General features: G+C 39.8%; 17 protein-coding genes. 6 read left to right on the forward strand and 11 right to left on the reverse strand.

The genetic code is table 11. From position 1 onward, the window contains the following. Positions 1-304: 304 nt before the first annotated feature. Complete coding sequence (locus JWR61_RS08965; protein WP_290340834.1) at positions 305-754, forward strand: hypothetical protein; 450 nt, start codon at positions 305-307, stop codon at positions 752-754. Between the two features lie 251 nt (positions 755-1,005). Next, positions 1,006-1,980, forward strand: coding sequence for a deoxyhypusine synthase family protein (locus JWR61_RS08970; RefSeq protein ID WP_301927497.1), 975 nt, complete (start codon positions 1,006-1,008; stop codon positions 1,978-1,980). A gap of 47 nt (positions 1,981-2,027) precedes the next feature. Here JWR61_RS08970 and JWR61_RS08975 read toward each other — a convergent pair whose 3' ends face one another. The 5 genes from JWR61_RS08975 to JWR61_RS08995 form a co-directional block, all read right to left on the reverse strand. Then, positions 2,028-2,459, reverse strand: a complete 432-nt coding sequence (locus tag JWR61_RS08975; protein ID WP_301927498.1) for a hypothetical protein — start codon at positions 2,457-2,459, stop codon at positions 2,028-2,030. Between the two features lie 133 nt (positions 2,460-2,592). Beyond that, positions 2,593-4,176, reverse strand: coding sequence for a M28 family peptidase (locus tag JWR61_RS08980; protein ID WP_301927499.1), 1,584 nt, complete (start codon positions 4,174-4,176; stop codon positions 2,593-2,595). A 254-nt stretch (positions 4,177-4,430) separates the two neighbouring features. Next, positions 4,431-4,880 carry a ribose 5-phosphate isomerase B gene (gene rpiB, locus JWR61_RS08985; RefSeq protein ID WP_290340830.1) on the reverse strand — a complete coding sequence of 150 codons (450 nt, stop codon included), beginning with the start codon at positions 4,878-4,880 and terminating at the stop codon, positions 4,431-4,433. A 99-nt stretch (positions 4,881-4,979) separates the two neighbouring features. Then, on the reverse strand, positions 4,980-5,867 hold the full coding sequence (gene tatC / locus JWR61_RS08990; protein WP_301927500.1) for a twin-arginine translocase subunit TatC: 888 nt from the start codon (positions 5,865-5,867) through the stop codon (positions 4,980-4,982). Between the two features lie 151 nt (positions 5,868-6,018). Beyond that, positions 6,019-9,546: a glycosyltransferase gene (locus JWR61_RS08995; RefSeq protein WP_301927501.1), complete on the reverse strand. Its 3,528-nt coding sequence runs from the start codon at positions 9,544-9,546 to the stop codon at positions 6,019-6,021. Positions 9,547-9,766: 220 nt separating this feature from the next. On the opposite strand from JWR61_RS08995, the gene JWR61_RS09000 reads away from it, so the two are divergent. Both JWR61_RS09000 and JWR61_RS09005 read left to right on the forward strand, forming a co-directional pair. After that, the gene (locus JWR61_RS09000; RefSeq protein ID WP_301927502.1) at positions 9,767-11,053 is read left to right on the forward strand and encodes a cell wall metabolism sensor histidine kinase WalK; all 1,287 of its coding nucleotides are present in this window, start codon (positions 9,767-9,769) and stop codon (positions 11,051-11,053) included. Between the two features lie 5 nt (positions 11,054-11,058). Further along, positions 11,059-11,745, forward strand: coding sequence for a response regulator transcription factor (locus JWR61_RS09005; RefSeq protein ID WP_301927503.1), 687 nt, complete (start codon positions 11,059-11,061; stop codon positions 11,743-11,745). Positions 11,746-12,107: 362 nt separating this feature from the next. Here the strand turns inward: JWR61_RS09005 and JWR61_RS09010 are convergent, their stop codons facing one another. After that, positions 12,108-12,716, reverse strand: coding sequence for a hypothetical protein (locus tag JWR61_RS09010; RefSeq protein WP_301927504.1), 609 nt, complete (start codon positions 12,714-12,716; stop codon positions 12,108-12,110). Positions 12,717-12,797: 81 nt separating this feature from the next. Continuing rightward, on the reverse strand, positions 12,798-13,865 hold the full coding sequence (gene prfA, locus JWR61_RS09015; RefSeq protein WP_290340823.1) for a peptide chain release factor 1: 1,068 nt from the start codon (positions 13,863-13,865) through the stop codon (positions 12,798-12,800). Positions 13,866-14,047: 182 nt separating this feature from the next. On the opposite strand from prfA, the gene JWR61_RS09020 reads away from it, so the two are divergent. After that, entirely contained in the window at positions 14,048-15,226 is a 1,179-nt protein-coding gene (locus JWR61_RS09020) for an amidohydrolase family protein (RefSeq protein WP_301927505.1), read from the forward strand. A gap of 28 nt (positions 15,227-15,254) precedes the next feature. On the opposite strand, the gene recO is transcribed toward JWR61_RS09020, so the two are convergent. After that, positions 15,255-15,989: a DNA repair protein RecO gene (recO, locus tag JWR61_RS09025; protein WP_301927506.1), complete on the reverse strand. Its 735-nt coding sequence runs from the start codon at positions 15,987-15,989 to the stop codon at positions 15,255-15,257. 248 nt (positions 15,990-16,237) lie between these two features. On the opposite strand from recO, the gene JWR61_RS09030 reads away from it, so the two are divergent. Then, positions 16,238-18,583, forward strand: a complete 2,346-nt coding sequence (locus tag JWR61_RS09030) for an RND family transporter (RefSeq protein WP_301927507.1) — start codon at positions 16,238-16,240, stop codon at positions 18,581-18,583. Between the two features lie 83 nt (positions 18,584-18,666). Here JWR61_RS09030 and JWR61_RS09035 read toward each other — a convergent pair whose 3' ends face one another. The 3 genes from JWR61_RS09035 to JWR61_RS09045 all read right to left on the reverse strand — a co-directional run. Continuing rightward, on the reverse strand, positions 18,667-21,075 hold the full coding sequence (locus tag JWR61_RS09035) for a hypothetical protein (protein WP_301927508.1): 2,409 nt from the start codon (positions 21,073-21,075) through the stop codon (positions 18,667-18,669). A 101-nt stretch (positions 21,076-21,176) separates the two neighbouring features. Beyond that, complete coding sequence (locus JWR61_RS09040) at positions 21,177-21,503, reverse strand: hypothetical protein (RefSeq protein ID WP_301927509.1); 327 nt, start codon at positions 21,501-21,503, stop codon at positions 21,177-21,179. 66 nt (positions 21,504-21,569) lie between these two features. Then, on the reverse strand, positions 21,570-22,976 hold a 1,407-nt coding region (locus JWR61_RS09045; protein WP_301927510.1), incomplete at its 5' end, for a S8 family serine peptidase.

The following is a 22,976-nucleotide window of genomic DNA, read 5'->3' on the forward strand; positions in this document are numbered from 1 at the left end:
TAATAAAGGTATAACAATGCCCCAAGAGCAAATGTTATAAACCGCTTTTACTATTTAACAGATTCCTTTACAATTTTAGTATTTCATTATGAAATAATTTGTAATGCTTGCTGGCATTGAGTTACAGCTGTTCTTTAAAGATTAAAAAAAGGTTGTCGGTGCCGTTTATACAAAAAGCAAATATTGGGCTGTTGCTCGTCAATAACTGATTGCATATGGACTGCCGCGTTTATAGATTTGTTTCATCAATCAAAAAAATCTGCCGTGAAGGCAGGATCACTAAAAATCAAAAAACTTTAAAAACATGAAAAAGGTAACCACCATTTTAACAGCAATTGTCTTGCTGTTTTCAGCTTCTGCTTTTGCCGCCAAAGGCGACACCGTTACAGAGCAGGTAAAAGGCGCATTTGAAAAAGATTTTGTTAAGGCAAAAAATGTAACCTGGCAAAAAAACGGAGATTTTTATTTCGCTTCATTCGTAATGAATGAGATGACGGTAAATGCTGCGTATGATGATAACGGGCAGCTGGTCGGCACGTCAAGAAAAATAGCTTTGGCACAAGTGCCATTAAGTGTTTCCCTGGCGCTGACTGAAAAATACAGTCAATACACAATACCCGACCAGGTAACTGAACTGACTTATGACGGCGAGACAAAATACCAGGTTTTTGTTAGCAACGAAAAGAAAACGCTTCAATTAAGAATTCGTGCCAACGGCGATATTACAGTTGAAAAGAAAATTAAAAAAAAATAATGCATGAGTAAATTTTATTAAGCCCTTCATCCTTTTGAAGGGCTTTTTTGTGGGCAACATGAAAGTAGTCTGCCTCGGTTTACGGATCTGGTAAAATTAAAAGTGGTCATTTTTTCATGTGAAGAAAATATAACAAACCGGAAGAACAGAAACACCCTTCCTTAATAAAAAAAACTATTTTTGCTGCCGTTCTTTTCTGCACGAAAAAGGCGGCCAGTTAAAATAATTCATCCAAAAAAATAAATAGTATTATGAGCAAGGGACCCGTTTCTGGTTTTATAGAGCATCACTACCGCCACTTTAATTCTGCCGCCTTAATGGATGCCGCCAAAGGCTATGTTACGCACCTGGAAGAAGGAGGAAAAATGATGATTACGCTGGCCGGTGCGATGAGCACGGCGGAGCTGGGATTAAGCCTGGCTGAAATGATCCGGCAGGATAAAGTAAGTATCATTAGTTGTACCGGGGCCAACCTGGAAGAGGATGTAATGAATCTGGTTGCCCATAGTCATTATAAAAGAGTACCTAATTACAGGGATCTCAGCCCGCAGGAAGAATGGGATTTACTGGAAAACCATTACAACAGGGTAACAGATACCTGCATACCGGAGGAAGAGGCTTTCAGAAGATTGCAGCAACACATTCACAAAATATGGAAAGATGCAGAAGATAAGGGGGAACGTTATTTTCCGCATGAATACATGTATAAAATGTTGTTGAGTGGTGTGCTGGAACAGTACTACGAAATTGACCCCAAAAACAGCTGGATGCTGGCCGCCGCACAAAAAAATATTCCGATTGTTGTACCAGGGTGGGAAGACAGTACCATGGGAAACATCTTTGCCAGTTATGTAATTAAAAATCAATTGAAGGCTGGTACCATGAAAAGTGGTATTGAATACATGGTGTGGCTGGCAGATTGGTACAGGAATAATTCAGGCGGAAAAGGAGTTGGCTTTTTCCAGATTGGTGGTGGTATTGCCGGTGATTTTCCAATTTGTGTAGTGCCGATGATGTACCAGGATTTGGAGTGGCATGATGTTCCTTTCTGGAGTTACTTCTGCCAGGTAAGTGATTCAACTACTTCTTATGGTTCTTATTCCGGAGCGGTACCCAACGAAAAAATTACCTGGGGAAAGCTGGATATCAAGACGCCGAAATTTATTGTGGAAAGTGATGCTACCATTGTTTGTCCACTGATTTTTGCGTGGATACTAGGCTGGTAAACCATTTTTTAAGTGTTTAAATATTGAATTGCTATCCATACGTCCTCTCATTTATTTTCTTTATGAGAGGACTCGTATGATTGAACCAGCCTTGCAGATTCAAGATAAAAACAGACGTAAATCATCATTGCTATTTTCATCACAACAGTAGAGTAGTGAGCATTGGAAATAAAAAAAATCTGTAACAATGAGTCAGCAATTAAAATGCAGCAAATAATTACCAAAGCCGTAAAAGGTTTTGCTTTACTAAATACGGCAAGGCAAAAGAAAATAATAATACTTGCCAGCGGGAATAGTAGATCAGTAAAATTTAAAACCGCAATATTTCCAACTTGAGTCAGTATGAGAAGCGTCAGTAGTATCAAAGAATATATGTAAATCGACCATCTTAGTTTTCCGACCCTGTTTTTATGATTTCTAATTTGAGAATAATTGTCATTTTCAATAAACTCAGCAATCGGATTTTTTTCTAAGTTCATTTCGGGTTGATTTAACCACTAATGTATACAAACCGGCTAACTTCGATTTAAAAAAATTGTTTTCTGTTAGGTATTCCACCAAAAAATGGAGCATTTACAAAATAAATGTCTCCATATATAAATCGATTAAGCATCACCTGCTTCCTTCAGGCAACGGAATATCCCTCTTTAACATATCATCCCTGTTGGCAATTTCCCATGCCGTGTAAAATATCATCCGCACCCTTTTCTCGTACAATTCAAAATTTATTTTATCTACAGTGTCGGTTGGTTTGTGATAATCTGCTTTTAGCATGCCGTCATAAAAAAACAAAACCGGTACACCTTTGCGGGCAAAATTATAATGATCACTGCGGTAGTAAATTCTTTCCTGGTCACTGGGGTCATCAAATTTATAATCGAGTGTAATGGCGCCGTTTCTAGTATTTGCCGCCTCATTTATTACAGGTAAATCACTGCTTAATTTATCATGCCCGATCACGTAAACATAATTTAAGCTGTCGGCGCTTTTGCGCTCTGTATCTACTCTTCCCACCATATCTGTATTCAGATCAGCGGATGTTTTATTTAAATCAAAGAAAGGATGATCACTGTAATATTCACTTCCCCACAATCCTTTTTCCTCGCCGCTCACAGTCATAAAAACCATGGTTCTCCTTGGGCCATTGCCTGCTTTTTTTGCCTTGGCAAAAGCTTCTGCCATTTCAAGCACGCCGCAAGTTCCGCTGCCATCATCATCAGCGCCATAATAAATTTTTCCATCGTGTTTACCCAGGTGGTCATAATGTGCGGTACAAAAAACGTATTCGTCTTTTTTATCCGTTCCTTCAACTACACCGGCAACATTGCTGGCATTTACTGTTGTACGAAAGCGGTTATATTTAAGCTGAACCGGAAGCTTATTTTCAGTTAACCAACTGGTAGCAATGGGTTGGAAGGATTTTACCTGCTTCAACAATGTATCAAAAGTGTTGGGCAGTATGGTTTTTGCATAAGTATGTGATAGCAACGCATAATTTACTGGTGTGCCAGCCCCTTCACGCGGAAAATACAGCGTGCTTTTTTTGCTGTTGTCAATTGCCCTTTGTGTAAAGCTTTCCTGCACCTGGCTTATTACAAATGCACCGACAGCGCCTCTGGCTTTTGCCATCGCTAATTTTATACTCAACCCCGGGTAGGTCCATCTGCTGGAACGATTGGTACCGCTGATGATATATTTGCCTTCTTTTTTTGGCTCACCCAAAAAGAAAATTACCACCTTTCCTTTTACATCAATGCTGTTATAATCACTGTAAGTAGAATCATCAATACCGTATCCGGCGAAAATAATGGAAGCCGATGTGTTGTTACCGGTTTCATTATTTGGAGCAGGGCTGATGTAATCCTGGCCATATACAAGCGGTTGGTTGTTTACGGTGATCTCACTGCTAAGACTATCCTGGTACAACGGGTACAATTGCTGATAACCATTTAAACCGGCAACAGGGGCGAGGCCCATTTTTTTAAACTGGCTTTCAATATAGGCTGCAGCTTTACGCTGGCCTTCGGTACCAGTTTCACGACCTTCCATTTCGTCGCTGGCAATAATTGTGAGTTGTTTTTTTAAATCACCGGCGGTGATGGTAGCTGCATATTTATCTGCCTTGTCTTTTTTTTGAGCGTAAGAAAAGGAGAAACAGCAAAGAGCAAGGGGCAACAGGTAAATTGTTTTTTTCATGCATGAAATTTATGTCAAAATAAACTGATAGCGATCAGTTGTAAATTTTTTATTGATGAATGGAAAATTATCTAATGTATAATTTGCGATGTACGGCTTCTCTGCTGTAATGTGAAGGAACATTTATTTGGAATGACTTATTGCATCCGGGTTATACAAGGTAAGTAATGCAGCAAATAGACTGTTTCGACGACAACCTGCCGCATTGCCAAAGGCTAATGGAATGTACCTTTTTTAAAATCGAAACTTCAAAATCAGCAGGCCATTTTATTAATCCTCAGCTGGTGTCTTTCACCTTCAAAAGCAGTGTTCATAAAAATATCCAGCATTTTTTCCGCATCTCCATCCCGTACAAAACGGGCGGGTATGCAAAGGATATTTGCATTGTTATGTTTGCGTGCAAGTTCCGCGAGTTCTTCACCCCAGCAAATAGCCGCCCTTATGCCCTGGTGTTTATTGGCCGTGATGGCAACGCCGTTGGCGCTTCCGCATAATAAAATTCCAAATGCAGCTTCTCCCTTTTCAACGGCAAAGGCTACAGGATGAGCAAAGTCAGGATAATCTACCGAATCTTTGTTGTAAGTGCCAAAATCATGGAATGCTACACCTTCTCCTTCTAAAAAAGAAATAAGGTCTTCTTTGCAGTCGAAACCCGCATGGTCGCAACCAATGGCGACTGGTAGTGTTAAATTGAATGTAGACATGGCGCTGATTGTTGATTGGTGACTGATAATTTTATTGTTAATTGAACGCTACAAATTTAGCATATTATCAACTATCCATTATTTAATTATCTATTAAACTTAGCTCCATTCTTTTTCCTCATCCTTTGCTCTTTTCTTGTCTACACTGCTGGCAAGTAAAATACTGATCCAGTATAATAACACCAATGGGATGGCCACAATAAATTGGCTTGTCCAGTCAGGCGAAGGCGTAATTACAGCCGCGACTACCAGTATAATAACAAAGGCAAACTTGAAATATTTTCTCAGCATTGCCCCCGTGATAATACCAATTTTGGCCAGCACAAAAGCAAGCACAGGTAACTCAAATGCAATACCGCAACCAAGGATAAGATTGGTCAGACTATCAACATAATCATTTACGGAAGGGCGGTACTGAATAACTTCCGATTTACCGAGGGTAAATCCTGCCAGGAAATTAAAGGTAAAGGGCGCCAGCAGATAATAGCCGAAAGCAGCGCCGGTAAAGAAACAAAGCCATACAAAGAAGATGCTTCTCTGGCCATATTTTTTTTCTTTTGGCGAAAGGGCAGGTTTTACAAAGCGCCAAAGCTCCCAGAAAATATAAGGGAAAGCGGCCACCAGTCCACCAATCATGGCAATATTGATTGCAGAGGTAAAAGTGCCATTTACCTCAGTAACCTGTAAATTAATCTTGATAATCGGCATGCAGAAACTATCTCCCAAATGCAGCCAGTGGCCCAGTTTACACAATGCGCCGTAAGTAAAAAAAGTTGAAAACGTAGGCGCCAGAATGATGTGATCATAAATCCAGTCGATGTAAATAAAAATAAGTACAACTGCTGTAAGCCAAACAGCCACGCTGCGAATCAGGTGCCAGCGCAGTTCTTCAATGTGATCAAAGAAGGTCATTTCTGCCGGTTCTTCCTTGTCTTTACCGCCAATACGTTTAAAAAATGTTTTTCTTTCGGATGCGTTTGTTGCCAATTTATTTAGTTGTTGAGTATTTTAATATGGTTGTGTCGCAATTATATTTAGCTGGCAAAAGTAAAACAGTTTTACCATTGCTGATGCTGACAGTTAATTATTGAGATGTTACCGGTTGCGATAGCTGAAAAGAAAACACTGCATAAAGCTTTTACATGTTTACATCCGCCTTAGACGACGCTGAAAGCTGGTTCACATTGCCCGTGCGCTTTAGTACACCCCAACCCTGTAATTCACCTTTGATTGCTTTACTGAATGATTTGATAATGATATAATACATTAGTTGGCGGTATACCAGCCGCTGCGGAATCATCCAGATCAATTTTTTGTAATCTTCTTTTTCAAATGCAAAGGCCAGGGCTGCCCCTGCCACATCTACCAACGTGAAAATTAAATAATAGATGATAATATGAGAAATGCTGGCGGGTATAATGCCAAAACCCGCAGCAACCAAACTCAGCACCAGTATAAGGTCGGCAAGCGGTGCCAAAAATGGCAATATCATCTGAAAGACGAGAATATTGGGCATGGCAACCATTCCATAATTTTTATATTTTGGATTGAACACCGCATCCCGGTGTTTCCAGAAACACTGCATTACTCCAAAGCTCCAGCGAAAGCGCTGTTTCATAAATTGGCGCATGGTTTCCGGAGCCTCGGTATAGGAGATGGCATCATTGCAATTTCTCACCTCGTACCCTATGCGGTGCAAACGCATGGTAAGGTCGCAATCTTCTGCCAGCGTATCAGAGGTTAAACCGCCGGCTTCAATTACGGCAGCTTTCCTAAACGCACCAATGGCGCCGGGTACAACCGTAATACAATCCAGTAAATCAAATGCCCGGCGATCAAAATTTTGTGACGTAATGTATTCAATACTTTGCCACTTGGTAATCATGTTTACTTCGTTACCCACTTTTACATTACCTGCCACCGCAGCTACTTTTTCGCTGGTAAATTTCTGCATCAGTTTGGTTACGGCATCGGTTTTTAACTGGGTATCGGCATCTATGCAAACTACAAATTCGCTCTCCGCTTTTTCAATACCAACATTTAGTGCAGAAGCCTTACCGCCATTCAATTTGGTAAATACCTTTACATTGGCGATACCTTTAAAAGCGTCGCTTACCCTGGTATAAGTAGCATCTTTACTGCCATCATCCACAAAAACAACCTGCAGGTTGGGGTAATCCTGTTTCAGCAAACTATTTACGGTTCTAACTGCATTTACTTCTTCGTTATAAGCCGGTACAACGATGCTCACCATTGGCATTCCGTGGGCAGGCAAAAAGGCTGGAAGAACTTGTTTAGCTTCTCTTTGCTTTTGAATGCCTGCAAGTATAGCCATAACTACCATTCTGCCAACAGAAAGAAAAATGCCCACTATAAACAAGGCGAACAAAATATGGCTTCCCCAATAAGCAGCTTCGGCAAAAAAGAAATTAAGTTTTCTCATCCAGCTGTCTTTGCTGGGTGGAAGCGGGGGCATAACATCATCTCTTTTTTTGCCCATTAAATCTGCCACCGTAGTAAAGACACAGCCTCTCTTTTTAAAGTAGGCGATTATTTTTGGCAAGGCATCCACAGTGGCTTGTCTTGTTTCACCACCTGCATCATGCAACAATATAATATTGGCATTGGTTGATTCTGCCAGCCGGATAGTTCTTGCTACAATGCTGTCTGCGCTTACATTTGTTTGCCAGTCGTTGGGATCAATACTTTCTCCTACAGTGATATAATTATCTTTTTTGCTGCGGGCAATCGGCTCAATTTCTTCGTAGGTTTGAGGCTCACTATCCGCATTATACGGAGCCCGGAATAAAATGGTGGACCGTCCGGTAATACTTTCAATTAACAGCCGGGTGGATTTCATTTCCAGCTCGGCCCTTTGCGGACTCATTTTTGCAATATTGCCGTGTGTAAATGTATGATTGCCAATTTCGTAGCCGTCTTTATAAATCCTTTGAAATAATGGAATATTTTGTTCTGTATTTAAGCCAATAACAAAAAAGGTGGCTGGTACTTTTTCCCGTTCCAGGATGTCTAATATTTTAGGCGTAAACTCTGCACTGGGCCCATCATCAAAAGTTAAAATTATTTTATGCCCCGGCCGTCCGATATCTGTTTTATCTTCTGCAAATTTTTGATATACATAGCCTGAGGGTAATACTTTATAGTCTTGTTCGGTGATAAGTAATTCGGAGCTGTCCACTTGCAAATCAATCCTTCCTTCCTGCGGTGTATAAATGATCCGTAATAATTCTCCCTCGCCTGTTGCTGTTGGTTTTTGGTTTACGTTATATGGAATGGTAGCAAGCTGGTTGAAATCGAACGGGATTTTTTGGAGTGCAGCATTGCTTAAGTTGGTGCTGTAATAATTCCACATGCGGGGGTCTTCTCCGCCCATACGCCACAGGGCGGTACCTGCTGTTGCATACTCATCGCTGAATCGAAGCACATTAAATGTAGTAGCCGCATCAGTGCACCATATTTCGTGCTTTATTTTAATTACTTCTTTGGTAGTATCATCTGTATGTTCATCAGTATAACTAAAGTGAAGGTTATAACTGTCATTATCATAATCAATGGTCGCGTTGGATATTTTAGCCCTGTTGATTGCCTCAGTGTAAGTAATTTCTTTTACGATTTTCTTGCCCTCATCGTCCGTTGTCCAGTCGTAACCGTAGCCTGCTACTCCTAAAATTATTTTGTTGCTTTCAATTTTAGAAGCAGTCCAGTCCAGAGCTTCTTCAATCCATTTCTGTCCGCTCACCGGGCCAGGACCGGATTCAACACTGTTATACTGGTCGTAGGCCATCAATATCAAATAGTCATTAGAGTCTGATAATTTTTTATAGTCATAGTCATCGTTTTTTACAGCAACGTCCATGGTTACAATCATATTTTTTGCGTGTAAAGCAGTATATAATTGTTGCTGAAAAAGCGTGAGCGGTTCATTGGTAGGCTCAACCAGGTCTTCAAAATCTATGTTAATGCCTTGCAGGTTATAAAAAGATAAGGTATCAACCACCTGCTGAATAAATTTCTTTTGTTTGGCCGGGTTATTTAATATTCCATGGATTAGTCTTCCATCAAAATCCGGTTTAAGATGGCCTGCAGCATCTCTTAAAGTTGAATTGAAATTGTTCAGTATGGGCATTATGCGCAAACCCTTTGCCCGCATTGTTTTAAGGCCTGCAGTGTCTATTCTGGTTTGTAACCTGAAATTATTAGCGGTATCAATAAAAAACCATTCAGGAAAAATGGTATTTAATTTATCTCCATATTTATCTAAATCAGGCAATGATGTGGAAGCTGTCCAGGGCGTATAAAATGCGGCTCTTATAAAAGGTAGTTTGTTGACGGGTTTGTTCTTTGCCTGACGAATGGCTTTTAGTGAATCCTCTTTTATTTTCCTGATTAAAAAATCTTTAAAGCCCTTGTATTTTTTGTTTTGGGTGTTGGCAAATGTCAACGGGTTGGAGGGATCCAGTTTGTTTTCGTATGATTTTGAAAGGTTTTCAATATTAACCGGTGATGGATTTACCCCTCTTACCAGGGCAACTACCAACACCACAAAAAAGAAAAGAACGATCATCAGTAAAATTCTGAAAGACCATTTAAAACTACGCCAGCGTGCAGCGCTGCTGGTTTGAAATATTTGTGAATTATCACTCATGATGTAAAACTATACCCTTTATACGGCTTTATAAAATTAGTAAGGTTTTAAACTGTTAAGAGTGCATTTTTGTCAAAATTTTATAAAAATAGCAATTGGAATTGTGTGTTTTTAATTTTTTGCTGGATGCCCTATTGTACAAGAAAGAACACTAAAAATCAGCAAAAAGTCCGTTTAACATGCAATTAACCAGTATCAAAGGTTTATATTAACAGTATAGATGAACTTTGTAATGATGAAGTCAACCACACTCCGATGGATCATGCTGAGCATTACCATTATTATTGCATTAATAATTGTATCTCAGTTATACTGGCTTAAACGGGTGTATACTTTGGAGGAGCAGCAATTTAGCACAGGGGTAGTTAAAAGTATCCGCGGCCTGTTTGAAGATGTAAAAATTGCAGATAACCCAGCCTTCCAGGTAAAACAAATTGTGGAAGTGATTGATCAAAATACTTACCTGGTTAAGTTGGATTCTATACCCAATAAAGATTCTTTATATTATCACCTGAGTAACGAATTTGAAGATTTTGATGTTTGGACGGATTGTAACGTCGGCGTATTCAGCAGCAGAAAATCGGCTTTTCTGTATGAGTTCTATCTATCTACAGCAGCTTCCCGTTACCCGCAGAATGGTAATGTAACCTTGTTACCTGTGAATAAAACTTACGACTATTTATTGCTGAACTTTCCTCACCGTAATAAATACATTATTCATGAAATGCTTTTTTGGATTGTAACTGCTATCGTGTTGTTGCTGGTGCTTATCGGCCTTTCGGTAAGCCTCATTTATTTGTACAAGCAAAAGTTTTTAAACGAACTGCAACGGGATTTTGTTAATAATTTTACGCATGAATTTAAAACACCGCTGGCCGTGATGAAAATTGCCAGCGATGTGTTGACACAGCCCTCTATTACAACCCAACCGGGCAGGTTGCTGAAATATGGTACTGTAATTAAAGAACAAACGGAACACCTTCAAAACCAGGTAGAGCGGTTATTAAAAACGGCTTCGGGGGATAATAAAGACATTATTGTCAATAAGGAGCCCTGTAAATTGAATGAGGTGATTGAGCATGCGATCGATCAGTTGGAGCCATTGATAAAAGACAAAAATGCAGATGTGCATTTTACACCAAACGAAAATGATCCGTTAGTGATGGCAGATAAGGTACATTTGCAACTGGTTATTATAAACCTGATTGAAAATGCTTTGAAATACAGTGATGGCGCGCCTTATATAGCCATAGACGTACAGCACGAGGCAAATAACTTTTATGCTGTTTCGGTTAAAGATAAGGGCATAGGAATTGAGGAAAAGAATTTCAAGTATTTGTTTAAAAAATTTTATCGTGTGCCTACTGGTAACATTCACCAGGTAAACGGGTTTGGGCTCGGATTAAATTTTGTGAAAAAAATTGTGGACGCCCACGACGGAAAAATTGTATTAAAAAGCGTACCCGGTGTTGGTACTGAATTCAAAATATTATTACCTGAAAAATAATCTCCATGGCCGATAAAGCAAAAGTTCTGTTAGCAGAAGACGATACTTCACTGGCTTTCGTAATAAAAGATAACCTGGAAGAAGCGGGGTATGACGTACTGTGGTGCAGTGACGGTGAAGCTGCCTGGCAGCAATACCAAAAAAATCATTTCGACATTTGCTTGCTGGATGTAATGATGCCGGTAAAAGATGGCTTTACGGTTGCAAAAAAAATCCGTCAAAAAAGTGACGTAGTGCCAATTTTATTTATCACAGCCCGTTCCATGGAACAGGACAAGCTCGATGGTTTTAAAACAGGCGCTGACGATTATATTACAAAACCATTCAGCATGCAGGAGTTAATAATGCGTATGGAGGTTTTTTTAAGAAGAACTAAAAAAATGCACTTCGAAAAATCGCACGAATATGCCATCGGCAGAATGCGTTTTTCTTTTGCAGATTTAAAAATTTACGACGGAGACAAAGTGATCTCATTAACACAGCGGGAAGCCGACCTTTTAAATTTCTTTTGCCAGCATACCAACAAAGTTTTAAAAAGAGAAGAAGTGCTGATAAATGTTTGGGGTAAGGATGATTACTTCTTAGGAAGAAGCATGGATGTTTTTATAACCAAACTAAGAAAGCATTTTAAGGAAGATCCCTCTATTGTGCTGGAAACCATTCACGGTATTGGTTTCCGTTTGAATGCCTGATTGACGGCAAAGCATTTTAATTTTTTATTTGTCTATCTCACTGACCGGAACATCTTATAAAAAAGAGAAGCCCCGATAGAAATCGGGGCCGTTTACCAAAACTAACTGCTTATGAGAAAAAGTTTATTTTAAATTTAAAGTGTTCTGATTACAATGTTGCAAAATGAATGCCATAAAAACCGGCTTTTGTTAATAATACCCTAATGTAAAGTATTCATTATTTCGCTTAAAATCAAGTAAAAAGAACTTTTTGTAAATCAATAATTGAATTATTTATTTACACTGTAAAGGTAAGTAATAATTCAAAGCTACATACAATTTAAACACTCAGACAAGTTGGTTTAACAATACTTTAAAATGGTCTATTTTATAAAGCCGCTGATGATATCCATTAAACCACCACCACTGCTTTGCGCTTGTTGCTGCTGGGCGCCGCCGGTAACCTTACTGATGATATCATCTATACCGACATGTCCGTCGTTATTGGCATCTAAACCTCCGCTTGTAAATCTACTTACCAGGCTTCCTATATCAAATCCTCCTGCACCTCCCTGGGCATTTCCGCCTCCGGCTAATGAACTGATAATACTTCCTATGTTGAAACTGGAATTGTTTGGATCGTTGGTGCGATTTACCAGGCTGCTCAATACAGAAGGAATCAGGCTGCTGGCAATACCACCGGCCTGATCCGCAGCAATGCCATGGTTAGTTGTAAGCTTGTTGGTAAAACTGCTGATAATATTACTCACTATGGGGTTGTTGAGTAATCCATTTCCCCCTGAGTTGTTATTATTAAAAAGAGATAAAACGGATTGTAATCCGCCGCTAGCTAAAACGCCCTGCAATCCGTCTGCAACTGAATGCGTAGCATCTGCAATTACTGCATCATTTTTTTCATTGGGAATTGCTGGGTTATTAATCACCGCATCTGAGCTCTGTTCTTTGATCAGGTTAAAAAGGTTCTCAAGCATAATATATATTTTAGAGGGCTCAAAGTAGGTAAAAACCATAACAAAAGCAATAAAGCATAATATATTATTGACAAGAAAATGCTATGATCCTTCTGTCGCCATTTTCTCCGCATTTTCAGCAAATTGAAGAGCATCAATAAATTCCTGTATATCGCCATTAAGGACATTATCCAGGTTATATGCAGTAAGGCCAATGCGGTGATCGGTAACCCTGCCTTGTGGGTAATTATAGGTTCTTATCTTGGCACTGCGGTCACCTGTACTCACCAAACTTTTTCTTTTATGGGCAATGGCTTCCTCAGCTTTGCGTACCTCTTCATCATAAAGCCTGGTACGCAGCATATCCATTGCTTTTTCTTTGTTGCCCAGCTGGCTGCGCTCTGTTTGACACATTACTACAATACCAGTGGGTTTATGCGTTAAAAAAACTTTGGTTTCTACCTTGTTTACATTTTGACCGCCGGCGCCGCCACTTCGCGCCGTTTCCATTTTGACATCACTCTCTTTCAATTCAAAATCCACTTCTTCCGCCTCCGGCATTACAGCCACTGTAGCTGCACTCGTATGCACACGCCCGCTTGCTTCTGTATCAGGTACACGTTGTACACGGTGAACACCGCTTTCAAATTTTAAGGTGCCATATACATCATCGCCTACTACTTCTACCTGTACTTCCTTAAAGCCACCTGCAGTACCTTCACTTTCACTTAACAAAGCAGTTTTCCAACCCTTTTTCTCACAGTATTTCATATACATCCTTAACAGGTTGCCTGCAAACAGTGAGGCCTCATCTCCACCCGTACCTGCCCTGATTTCAAGGATGGCATTTTTTTCATCATAGGGATCTTTTGGTATCAGCATGTTGCGCAATGCTTTTTCCCAGGCCTCTTTACTTTCTTCCAAAGCGGGAATTTCCTGTTTTGCCAGGTCACGCATTTCTGCATCATCTCCGTTCAGCACTTCTTTGTTAAACTCAATATCATCCAGTACTTTGATGTAGGCATTGCGGGCATTCACAATTTTTTCCAAACTGCGGTATTCCTTACTGATAGCGGTGAATTTTTTATTGTCACTTACAATTTCAGGGTTGGTTAAGGCAACACCCAAATTGTCAAATCTTCCCTTAATGGCGTCTAATTTATCTAACATAGTTTAGTACTTCTTTCCCAGAGGGAATAATTGTGTTTTTGAAATAATTGGTTGATACCTGTTTTGCGCAATCAAAATAAACAAAGCTATATCCATTGACAGAAAACTATACGCTATAACTTTGCAGCAACCTATTGCTTTTGCGATGTGGCGGCAAAATTACAGTATATCAACCAATCAATTTGTACAGAAAATTTACAGCCCATAACATTTTTAACGGTTACGATTTATTTCCCCCGCAGCGTGTTTTAATTACAACGCCGGAAGGTGTGGTGAGAGATATTGTTGATAAAGCAGATGCCGGCGATGATATTGAGTTTTTTGACGGATTACTTATACCGGGTTTCATCAATGCACATTGCCATACCGAATTGAGCTATTTAAAAGGAGCAGTTGCTGCAAATACGGGGCTGGTGAAGTTTGTACAACAGGTGATGAAGAGCAGGGGTGCGCTGGATGAATTGAAACTGGAAGCTATCCAGCAAGCCGAAATGGAAATGTACGAAGGAGGGATAGTAGCAGTGGGTGATATTTGTAATACTACAGATTCAATTGCAGTTAAACAAAAAGGCAGCTTATACTGGCATAATTTTATTGAAGTAAGCGGCTTTGTAGATGCAGCTGCCACAGCAAGACTGGATAGCGCAAAACAGGTTTACAATGAATTTAGAGCCCGGTTGCCTCAAGCTGTTTCGTTATCACCGCATGCTCCCTATTCCGTTTCAAAAACCTTATTCAATCAACTTAACACGGTAACTGCCAACCAGCTTATTTCTATCCACAACCAGGAATGTATTGCGGAAAATGATTTGTATCAAAACAAGAAGGGCGATTTTCTAAACCTGTATAACAATTTTGGAATCAATATTTCCGGCTTTCAGCCAACAAGAAAAACCAGCCTGCAAAGCTGGTTGCCTTTATTTAATAATCACCAATCTATACTGTCCGTTCATAATACTTTTACCAGCTTGGCTGATATTGATTTTTACAAGGCGTATGATGAAGAGAAAGCCAGTCTTTACTTTTGTTTGTGTGTAAATGCCAATCAATACATTGAACAACAGCTTCCTCCAATTGATATGCTTAGAAAAAATAATTGTAACCTGGTTATCGGCACCGATAGTTATGCCAGCAACTGGCAACTCAGTATCCTGGAAGAGATGAAAACAATTCAGCAGGGTGCAGCAGATGTACCTCTTACAGAGATATTACAATGGGCTACAATCAATGGAGCGCAAGCTTTAAAAATGGATGATGAGTTAGGAAGTTTTGAAAAAAATAAAAAGCCCGGGATTGTTTTAATAGATCATATGTCTGGCTTAAAACTTACTTCTGCATCTACGGCAAAAAGAATATTATAGTATTGCCCGTGGCGGCTAATAAATAAGTTCATCCCAATACCTCATGTAATACCTGGAGTGTTTTCATTGGTCCAAAGTCAGTAATGTGCAGCGCATAATAATCCTGGTAGTATTGCAACAGCAATTTTCTTTTATCATGGTGCAGCCTGATATCTTCCAGTTCAAATGGCTGCATAACTTTTAGCAGCTGTGAAGTTACTAAAGCGAGTTCTCCTTCAATAAAATTCGGATGTGCAGGCTGTTCGCCAACAAAATTCCCTTCCCGAAGGTCTAAAACAGGCTGTTGCTCATCGTAATCATCATTCATTTTAAACCCAAAAAACTGGGGCAGCTGTAATGAAAAATAGAGGGCAAAATTGGCGGTAACTGCTTTAGATGCCTTGTCCAATTGTATCAGGATATCTTCACAAAAATAAAAAAGCGGTGTGTTTTGTTCGGGTTCAGGCAAACATTTATGCAAAAGTTCTACCATATACAATGCAATGCTGTTCTTGATTACATCGCTTAAAACCTGGTCAAATAAGTAATCCCATTTAAATTCCTTAATTCGCTGCATATTGTGCAGGTCGTTATGGTAAACAATCATGTCCAGTATAGCGCCGGGCTGAAATTGATTGGCTTTGGAGGAAGACTTTTTTGCAGACCGGACTCCATTTATCATATAGGTTTGCACGCCAAACAATTCGGTAAAAATGGTCGCTACCAAACTGGTTTCGCCATATTTGATAGTGCGTAAAACAATACCTTTTGTTTTGTGTGTCATTGAAACAGCAAATTGTTTAATTATCGCCTTATAAAGCCACCGCCAAGCCGGCTGTTTTACCGCAACTAAAAATGGAGCAAATTAAATTTTCAAAATAATTTCGCGGCTTTTAGTGCCCATTCCGGTCTAGACTTGATAATAAAATTGAAGATAGTATAAACAACATTGACTGCAACAGATATGGCTAAGCGGCGTAAAAAGTCTTTCTTTGCAAATCGTAACTGATTTACCAATAAAACAACAATATTATGTGGCAAGGCCTGGCGAAATTTGTATTAAAATACCGGTTACCGCTTTTAATTATACTGTTTGCATCAACTGCCGTAATGGGCTATTTTGCCAGCAAAGTAACATTGAGTTACGAATTTGCAAAGGCTATTCCATCTGACAATCCGAAGTATCTTGACTATGTAGCCTTCAGGCAAAAATTTGGTGATGATGGCAATTTGCTGGTGGTAGCAGTACAAACCGATCAAATTTTTGAGTTGAAAACTTTCCAGGCTTACCGGCACCTGGAGGCGGAATTAAAAAAAGTAAAGAATGTAGAAAGTGTATTGAGTGTTCCTTCCTCCATAACACTGCACAAAGATGAGTCAAGTGAAAAGCTGGTTGCAGTAAAAATATTTCCTGATTCTATTGCTACGCAGGCAGAACTCGATTCGTCCAAAGCACTTTTTTTTAGTCTTCCTTTTTACAGAACGCTTTTATATAATCCTGAAACGAAGGCTTATTTATTGGGTGTCCGCATTAATAAGGATTCGCTGAGTTCTCCTAAACGAACCAGGATAGTCGGCGATATAAGCAAAGCCGTTACTGCATTTGAAAGCGAAACAAAAATCACTACCTACATCAGCGGTTTGCCTTTGATAAGAACGCTTGTATCTGATATGATTAAAAAAGAAATGCGGCTTTTTTTGATCGGCTCACTGGTGTTAAGTGCATTAATCTTACTTGTATTTTTTCGCTCTTTAAGCACCATGTTGCTTTCTTTACTGGTAGTACTTTCAGGGGTTATCTGGAGTGTAGGGGTCTTATTTCTGCTGGGTTATAAAATTACATTGCTTACGGCATTAACACCTCCTCTCATAGTGGTAATAGGCATTCCCAATTGCATTTATTTTATCAATAAATACCACACCGGTTTTTTAGCCAGCCACGATAAAATGAAGTCATTGGTAGATATGGTGAGTAAAATGGGCGTGGTAACGCTTTTCTGCAATATCACCGCTGCCATTGGTTTTGCCGTATTTGCGTTAACACGCAGTTCTATTTTAAAAGAATTTGGTGTGGTGGCAGGTATCAGCATTATGCTGATTTTTGTGATTTCTTTTATTTTATTGCCGGCCGCGTTAAGTTATTTACCCGCTCCCAAACCGGTACAAACAAAATATTTGCATAACAGGTGGATTACTTATTTATTGTTGAAAATTGAGCAATGGGTAATGAACCACAAAGGGGTAGTGTTTGGTATTACGGCTGTTGTGCTGGTGGTGGCTATCGCTGGTATTTTTAAATTGAAAACGGTGGCTTATATAGTAGATGATCTGCCAAAGGATAATAAAATTTATACCGACCTTAAATTTTTTGAGCACAATTTTAAAGGCGTGATGCCGCTTGAAATTATGGTTGATTCTAAAAAACGGCGCGGTATAAGTGGCATGCGGGCGCTGACTGTTTTTAGTAAGATTGATTCTCTGTCGCAGTATGTTTCCGGGCAAAAAGAAATGAACAGACCGCTGAGTATTGCAGAAGGATTGAAGTTTGTAAAGCAGGCTTTTTATGATGGTGATTCGGCCAATTATCAATTGCCTAATTCATCCGACATCGCATTTTTAGGCGATTATTTAAAAGCAGGCAAGGGCGATAGCAGCAACAAAAATAATGTGTCTAATATGCTGGCGTCTTTTATAGATACTGCAAAACAAACAACCCGTATCAGCATTAGTATGGCGGATGTAGGCACAGAAAAATTGCCCGTTTTGTTAAACGGTATTCAACAGCAAACCAACCAGCTTTTTGATAGTACGCAATACAAAGTAACATTTACCGGAAGCAGCATTACCTTTTTGGAAGGCAGCCGCTTTATTATTAACGGGTTAAAGGAAAGTATTTTTTATGCGTTTTTACTGATCGCTGTTTGTATGCTTTACCTCTTCAGATCGGCGAGGATACTGGTATGTTCTTTAATACCCAATGTTATTCCTTTAATTATAACAGCCGGTGTGATGGGCTGGGCCGGAGTACCGCTGAAACCTTCTACAGTATTGATTTTTAGCGTAGCCCTCGGTATTGCCATCGATATTACCATCCGGTTTTTGGTAAACTATAAACAGGAGCTTCCGCTTTATGATAATGATGTGCAGGCAACCGTAAGTGCAACCATTAAAAGCACCGGTTTGAGCATTGTTTATACATCACTTGTATTAATTGCCGGCTTTGTTATTTTTTGTATGAGCAGCTTTGGCGGTACACAATCGCTTGGCTGGCTTACATCTGTTACTTTATTTGTGGCTACAGTAACCAACCTGGTGCTGTTACCAGTATTGTTACTGTTAATGGCACCAAAGAAGAAATTGCCAGTTGTAACAAATTAAAATGCTTCATCAATTCATACATAGACATAAAAAACTGGCTGTCTCACATTAAAGAGACAGCCAGTTTTTTGTTACAGACAATGCTATTGAAAAATCTTTTCTTCTCTTGTTAACTGCCCTAATTCATTAATGCCTTCAATAATTACCCTTAACTTTTTACAGTTGTCGCTGTTGTAAAAAGGAATGGTGATGCGGCGGTTAGTTTTGTCCATCAGCAAGAATGAATTCCAGTAAAGTGTGGTTCTGTAATCGGCCACTGTGGGATCATTCTCCGTTTCGTAATTGGGCGAATAAAATTGTTTGATAACCGAATAGCCCACAATATTGGTAAAGTCCAAACCTTTAAAATTATTATTCAAAGCAGCACCCTTTTTGGTATACACCGCAATGGCACCACCTGCCCCACCACCCATGGCGCCAAAAAAAGGAGGCCGGAAAACTTTGATCATAGCCACATCATTCATGTTGATATTTTGCAACTGGCTCACATCTGAATTGATCTCATTTAAGAAAAAGCTGGTAGCACTGCCCCGCCAGGTAGCGCCACCCGTTCCCGTAGTAGAAATCTGCAAACCCGCTACTTTGCCCTGAAGGTATTGTAAAACGCTTTGCGCCGATTTTGCAAAAGGATCATCTTCTGTCGTAAAAGTATACCCATCGCCACCACTGAACAAACCTGAAGTATACTCTTCGTCCATTTTTTGTTTTAAGCTTTTTTGTTTGGTTTTTACAACCACCGTGCTGAGCGTTTGTATTTTATTACGTTCGTTTTGCTCCCGTTGTAATTTTGCCAGGCTGCTGCTTCTTAATAAAATCAAACTGTCTGTTTTTGAAGGAGCGTATAAGCCAGACAATAAATTAACGGATTGAGCAGGCGATTTTACAAAGCCATTTTCAAAAGCAAAACTTGCTGCGCTGGTTAGTGTTTTGTCTTTATCATTATTAAATTGGTAATACAATTTCGCAGTATCAAAAAAGTAAAGTTTGTTCAGTTTAAATTGCCCGTCCTTGGTCATAGGGATGTTTAAAAACTGGGGCGCATTGGTCTTGGTTTTTAAAATACCGGTTAGGTCTTTATTGCTTAACTGCAGCTTGGATAAACCCAATACCTTCCCTTTGATAGAAATATAATCTGCAGGTGAAATAGTGAGTACGGGCCATTTTTCGGCCAACACATTTTCCCATTTAAATCTTCTCCAGCCGTTGGTCATCATCACAAGGTCCAGGTGTTGTTTAACTGAATCTTCATCGCTTGAAAAATAATATGCCGGATTATACACATATCCTTTCAAATCGCCGCTGAGCAACAGTTGTGTGAAAATGCTTTCTTCATTGTTGCTCACCGGATTAATGCCTTCATCCGTAACAGCGATTGATAAATTGGTAAGCAGGTTATTGCCAACGTCTATCTGTAACACATTGCGGGCCCGTTTTGCCAGGTTTTTTTCAACAGCATGCAAATCGGTATTGAAAAAATAATTATTGTTATTGATGAAAACGATTCTCTCTGCCACGGGAAGTTGTTCTGCATTGAAAACAGTCAATTGTAAAACTCCTGTGGGCATGCTGTCGGTTATAATTGGGGCAGTAACCGTACTTTTTTTGGTAAGATTTATTTTAGCGCTGTACACAACGCGTTGCTGCATTTGGGCTATTACATAATACTGCGATGCAGCGGGTGATTCAACCTCCGGCCTGGTAAGCGTATATTGAATGCGGTTTGCCGAGTAAATGGTACTTAATGTAAGCCCATCTTTTTTCGCATCCGGTAAAGCCGTTTGATGCTGCACGCCTTTTTTATCTTTCCACACCGCTTTATATTTTTCTCCCGCAACAGGCAGCAATGAAAAATAACCCATGCCATCATGAACAGATGAAAAAGGAGTTACTATTTTGCCTTTATCATCTGCAATATTGCCTGTTATGGAAATGGGAGTACCTTCCTGGTCGGTTGCTTTAAAAGCTACCAGCGAACCAATATTCTCCACCAGGTCACCGCCTTCCGGGAATAAAGTAAGGGTGTAAGATGGCGCTACCGGCACTTTTTTTACAGCAGATTTTAAAGGTATAATGTGTACCGGGTGCATATAAAATAAGGCAGAATCAAAATTCAGCATCCAGGAGGTGTAGGCACGTATGTACAATTTATTGCCATGTAATGTATCCGGCAATTCAAAACTTGACGCTGCACCGGATTCCAGTACCGGCATGATTTGCCTTTGAAGCAGGGTGCCTTTTTCGTCCACCAGCTCTGCATAGCATGTTTTGCTGAGTGCTGCGGGTTGGTTATCGGCAGTAATATAGGCCTTAAACCAAAGCGTTTCACCCGGGTTATAATTCAGTTTATCCATGTGCAGGTGAATTTTTTCCTGCGGATAATTTTCATCTAAAATACTTAATAACGAATCAATATGTTGTGCCTGAAGAGAGGTAAAGGATGCGGTAAAAAAAATATAAAAGACGATTATTTTATAAAAGCTGTTTGTCATCATTATAAATAATTTCAGTTTGTTGGCAGTTAGCAAAGTAAAGGTTTGTACCGCATTAAAGTTATTAATCAAATGCTAATAAAAAAAGCCCCTGAGGGCTGAGGTTATTGTATATTCCGTTCTTCTTTACGGGGCGGTTGTAAATCGCTGATGCCTATTTTGTTTACATCCTCTTCAATATCGTCGGGCATTTTTTTGAGTAAGGCATTTACATAGAGATAACCACCGAAAGCACTTACAAGGCCGATTGCAAACAGGCCATACATATCTGTTGCTCCAAATAAAAGAGCACCAAGAAACAATCCGAGAAATTCAGCAGTTAACCAGCCAGCCACGGTATACCATTTCCAACGATTGGGTGATAATCCTTTTCGTTGCGCTAGCTGTCCATTTTTTTTGCAGAGAAAAACCAGTGCTATTATTTCAATCATACCAATATAATTAGAATACAAAATTAGTCAACTTAACACAGTCGGCTGCTTTTTTTAACAATCTGTCTATTGACCGCCATATTGTTTCAGTGCCAGTTTTACTGCCTCGTAAGCATTGATAATTTTACCGCTGCGGCACAATTGCTGCATCGGCACTTTTTTATCTCCACCAGGAATAAGGACATTTTCTTTTACAGCGTATCCTGTTTTCAATATCAGATCAATTATTTGTTCCGGGCTTAACTGTGGAAAATAAGATTTTATTAGACCGGCCACACCCGCTGCAACCGGACTAGCCATGCTCGTTCCATCAAAAGCTTCATAACCATTGCTGAAAGTAGTTGAGTTAATGTACACACCCGGAGCAAAAATATCTACCAGTTGACCATAATTGGAAAAGGAGGCAGTCAGTGAGCCGGTGCTATAATCTCCGCTGGCACCGATGGTTAAATAGTTGGTAGCCCTGGTGCCATCCATAAAAACCGGGCTTGGATAAAAAGGCTCCTTATCAATGTCTTCTGCATCATTACCTGCGCCATGTACCAGCAAAACGCCTCTCTCGTCAGCATATTTAACGGCATCATCCACCATTTTTTTATAAGGCGAAACAGGTTTGCCAAAACTCATGTTGATAATTTTAGCACCGTTATCTACGGCATAGCGTATAGCCAATGCCACATCCTTATCATGTTCATCTCCACCAGGTACAGCCCTTATAAACATGATGCGAACATTGTCCACTATGCCATCTACACCAATCCCATTATTGCGCACCGCCCCGATTATGCCGGACACATGCGTGCCATGATTGCCTGCATGATCATACAAATTATTATTGCCGTACACACTGTCCGTAATGTCTTCATATTTATCTTTTGTCATTGCGCCCCTGTAATCAATCGGCTCATCTTCCATTCGTTTTTTATTGGCCAGCAGATTGTTTTTGTATGAATCTACTTCACCAATAAAAGCCGTATTGGTGGCAGCACTGTCATTGGTTTTTGTAAACAAGTCGTTCCAGACAGCTACCGCCCAGGCAAGGCTATCAGTTGATTTCACCGTTACAATATCAGCCTTTGTAAAACTTGGTTTATTAAGATAAGCAGTGATAAGCCTGTTGGTGGTGTTTAAACCGGTAGAGAAATTTTCAATTCCGGGATAACTTTTCTTATATTCTCCGTAGGCTTTGTTTAGCAATTTTTCCGATCGCTGCCATTGGTGAAAAAGAAACTTCTTTTCAGCCGGGATTTCATTTTCCACTTTGCCTTCAAAGTCATTTTTAAACCGATGGTAAACACGGGCAATTTCGTGTGTATTTACGCCAAGGTTCTCTCCCGAGGCGGTTCCGCAAAAATTCCATCCATGTATATCATCGGTATACCCGTTGCCGTCATCGTCTTTCCCGTTACCAGGAACTTCTCCGTGGTTCGTCCATAAAATACTCTTCAGGTCTTCATGCAGGGTATCGATACC

Origin of the sequence: Ferruginibacter sp., from assembly GCF_028288465.1 — a bacterium.
In the GTDB taxonomy this organism is placed as follows: Bacteria; Bacteroidota; Bacteroidia; order Chitinophagales; family Chitinophagaceae; genus Ferruginibacter.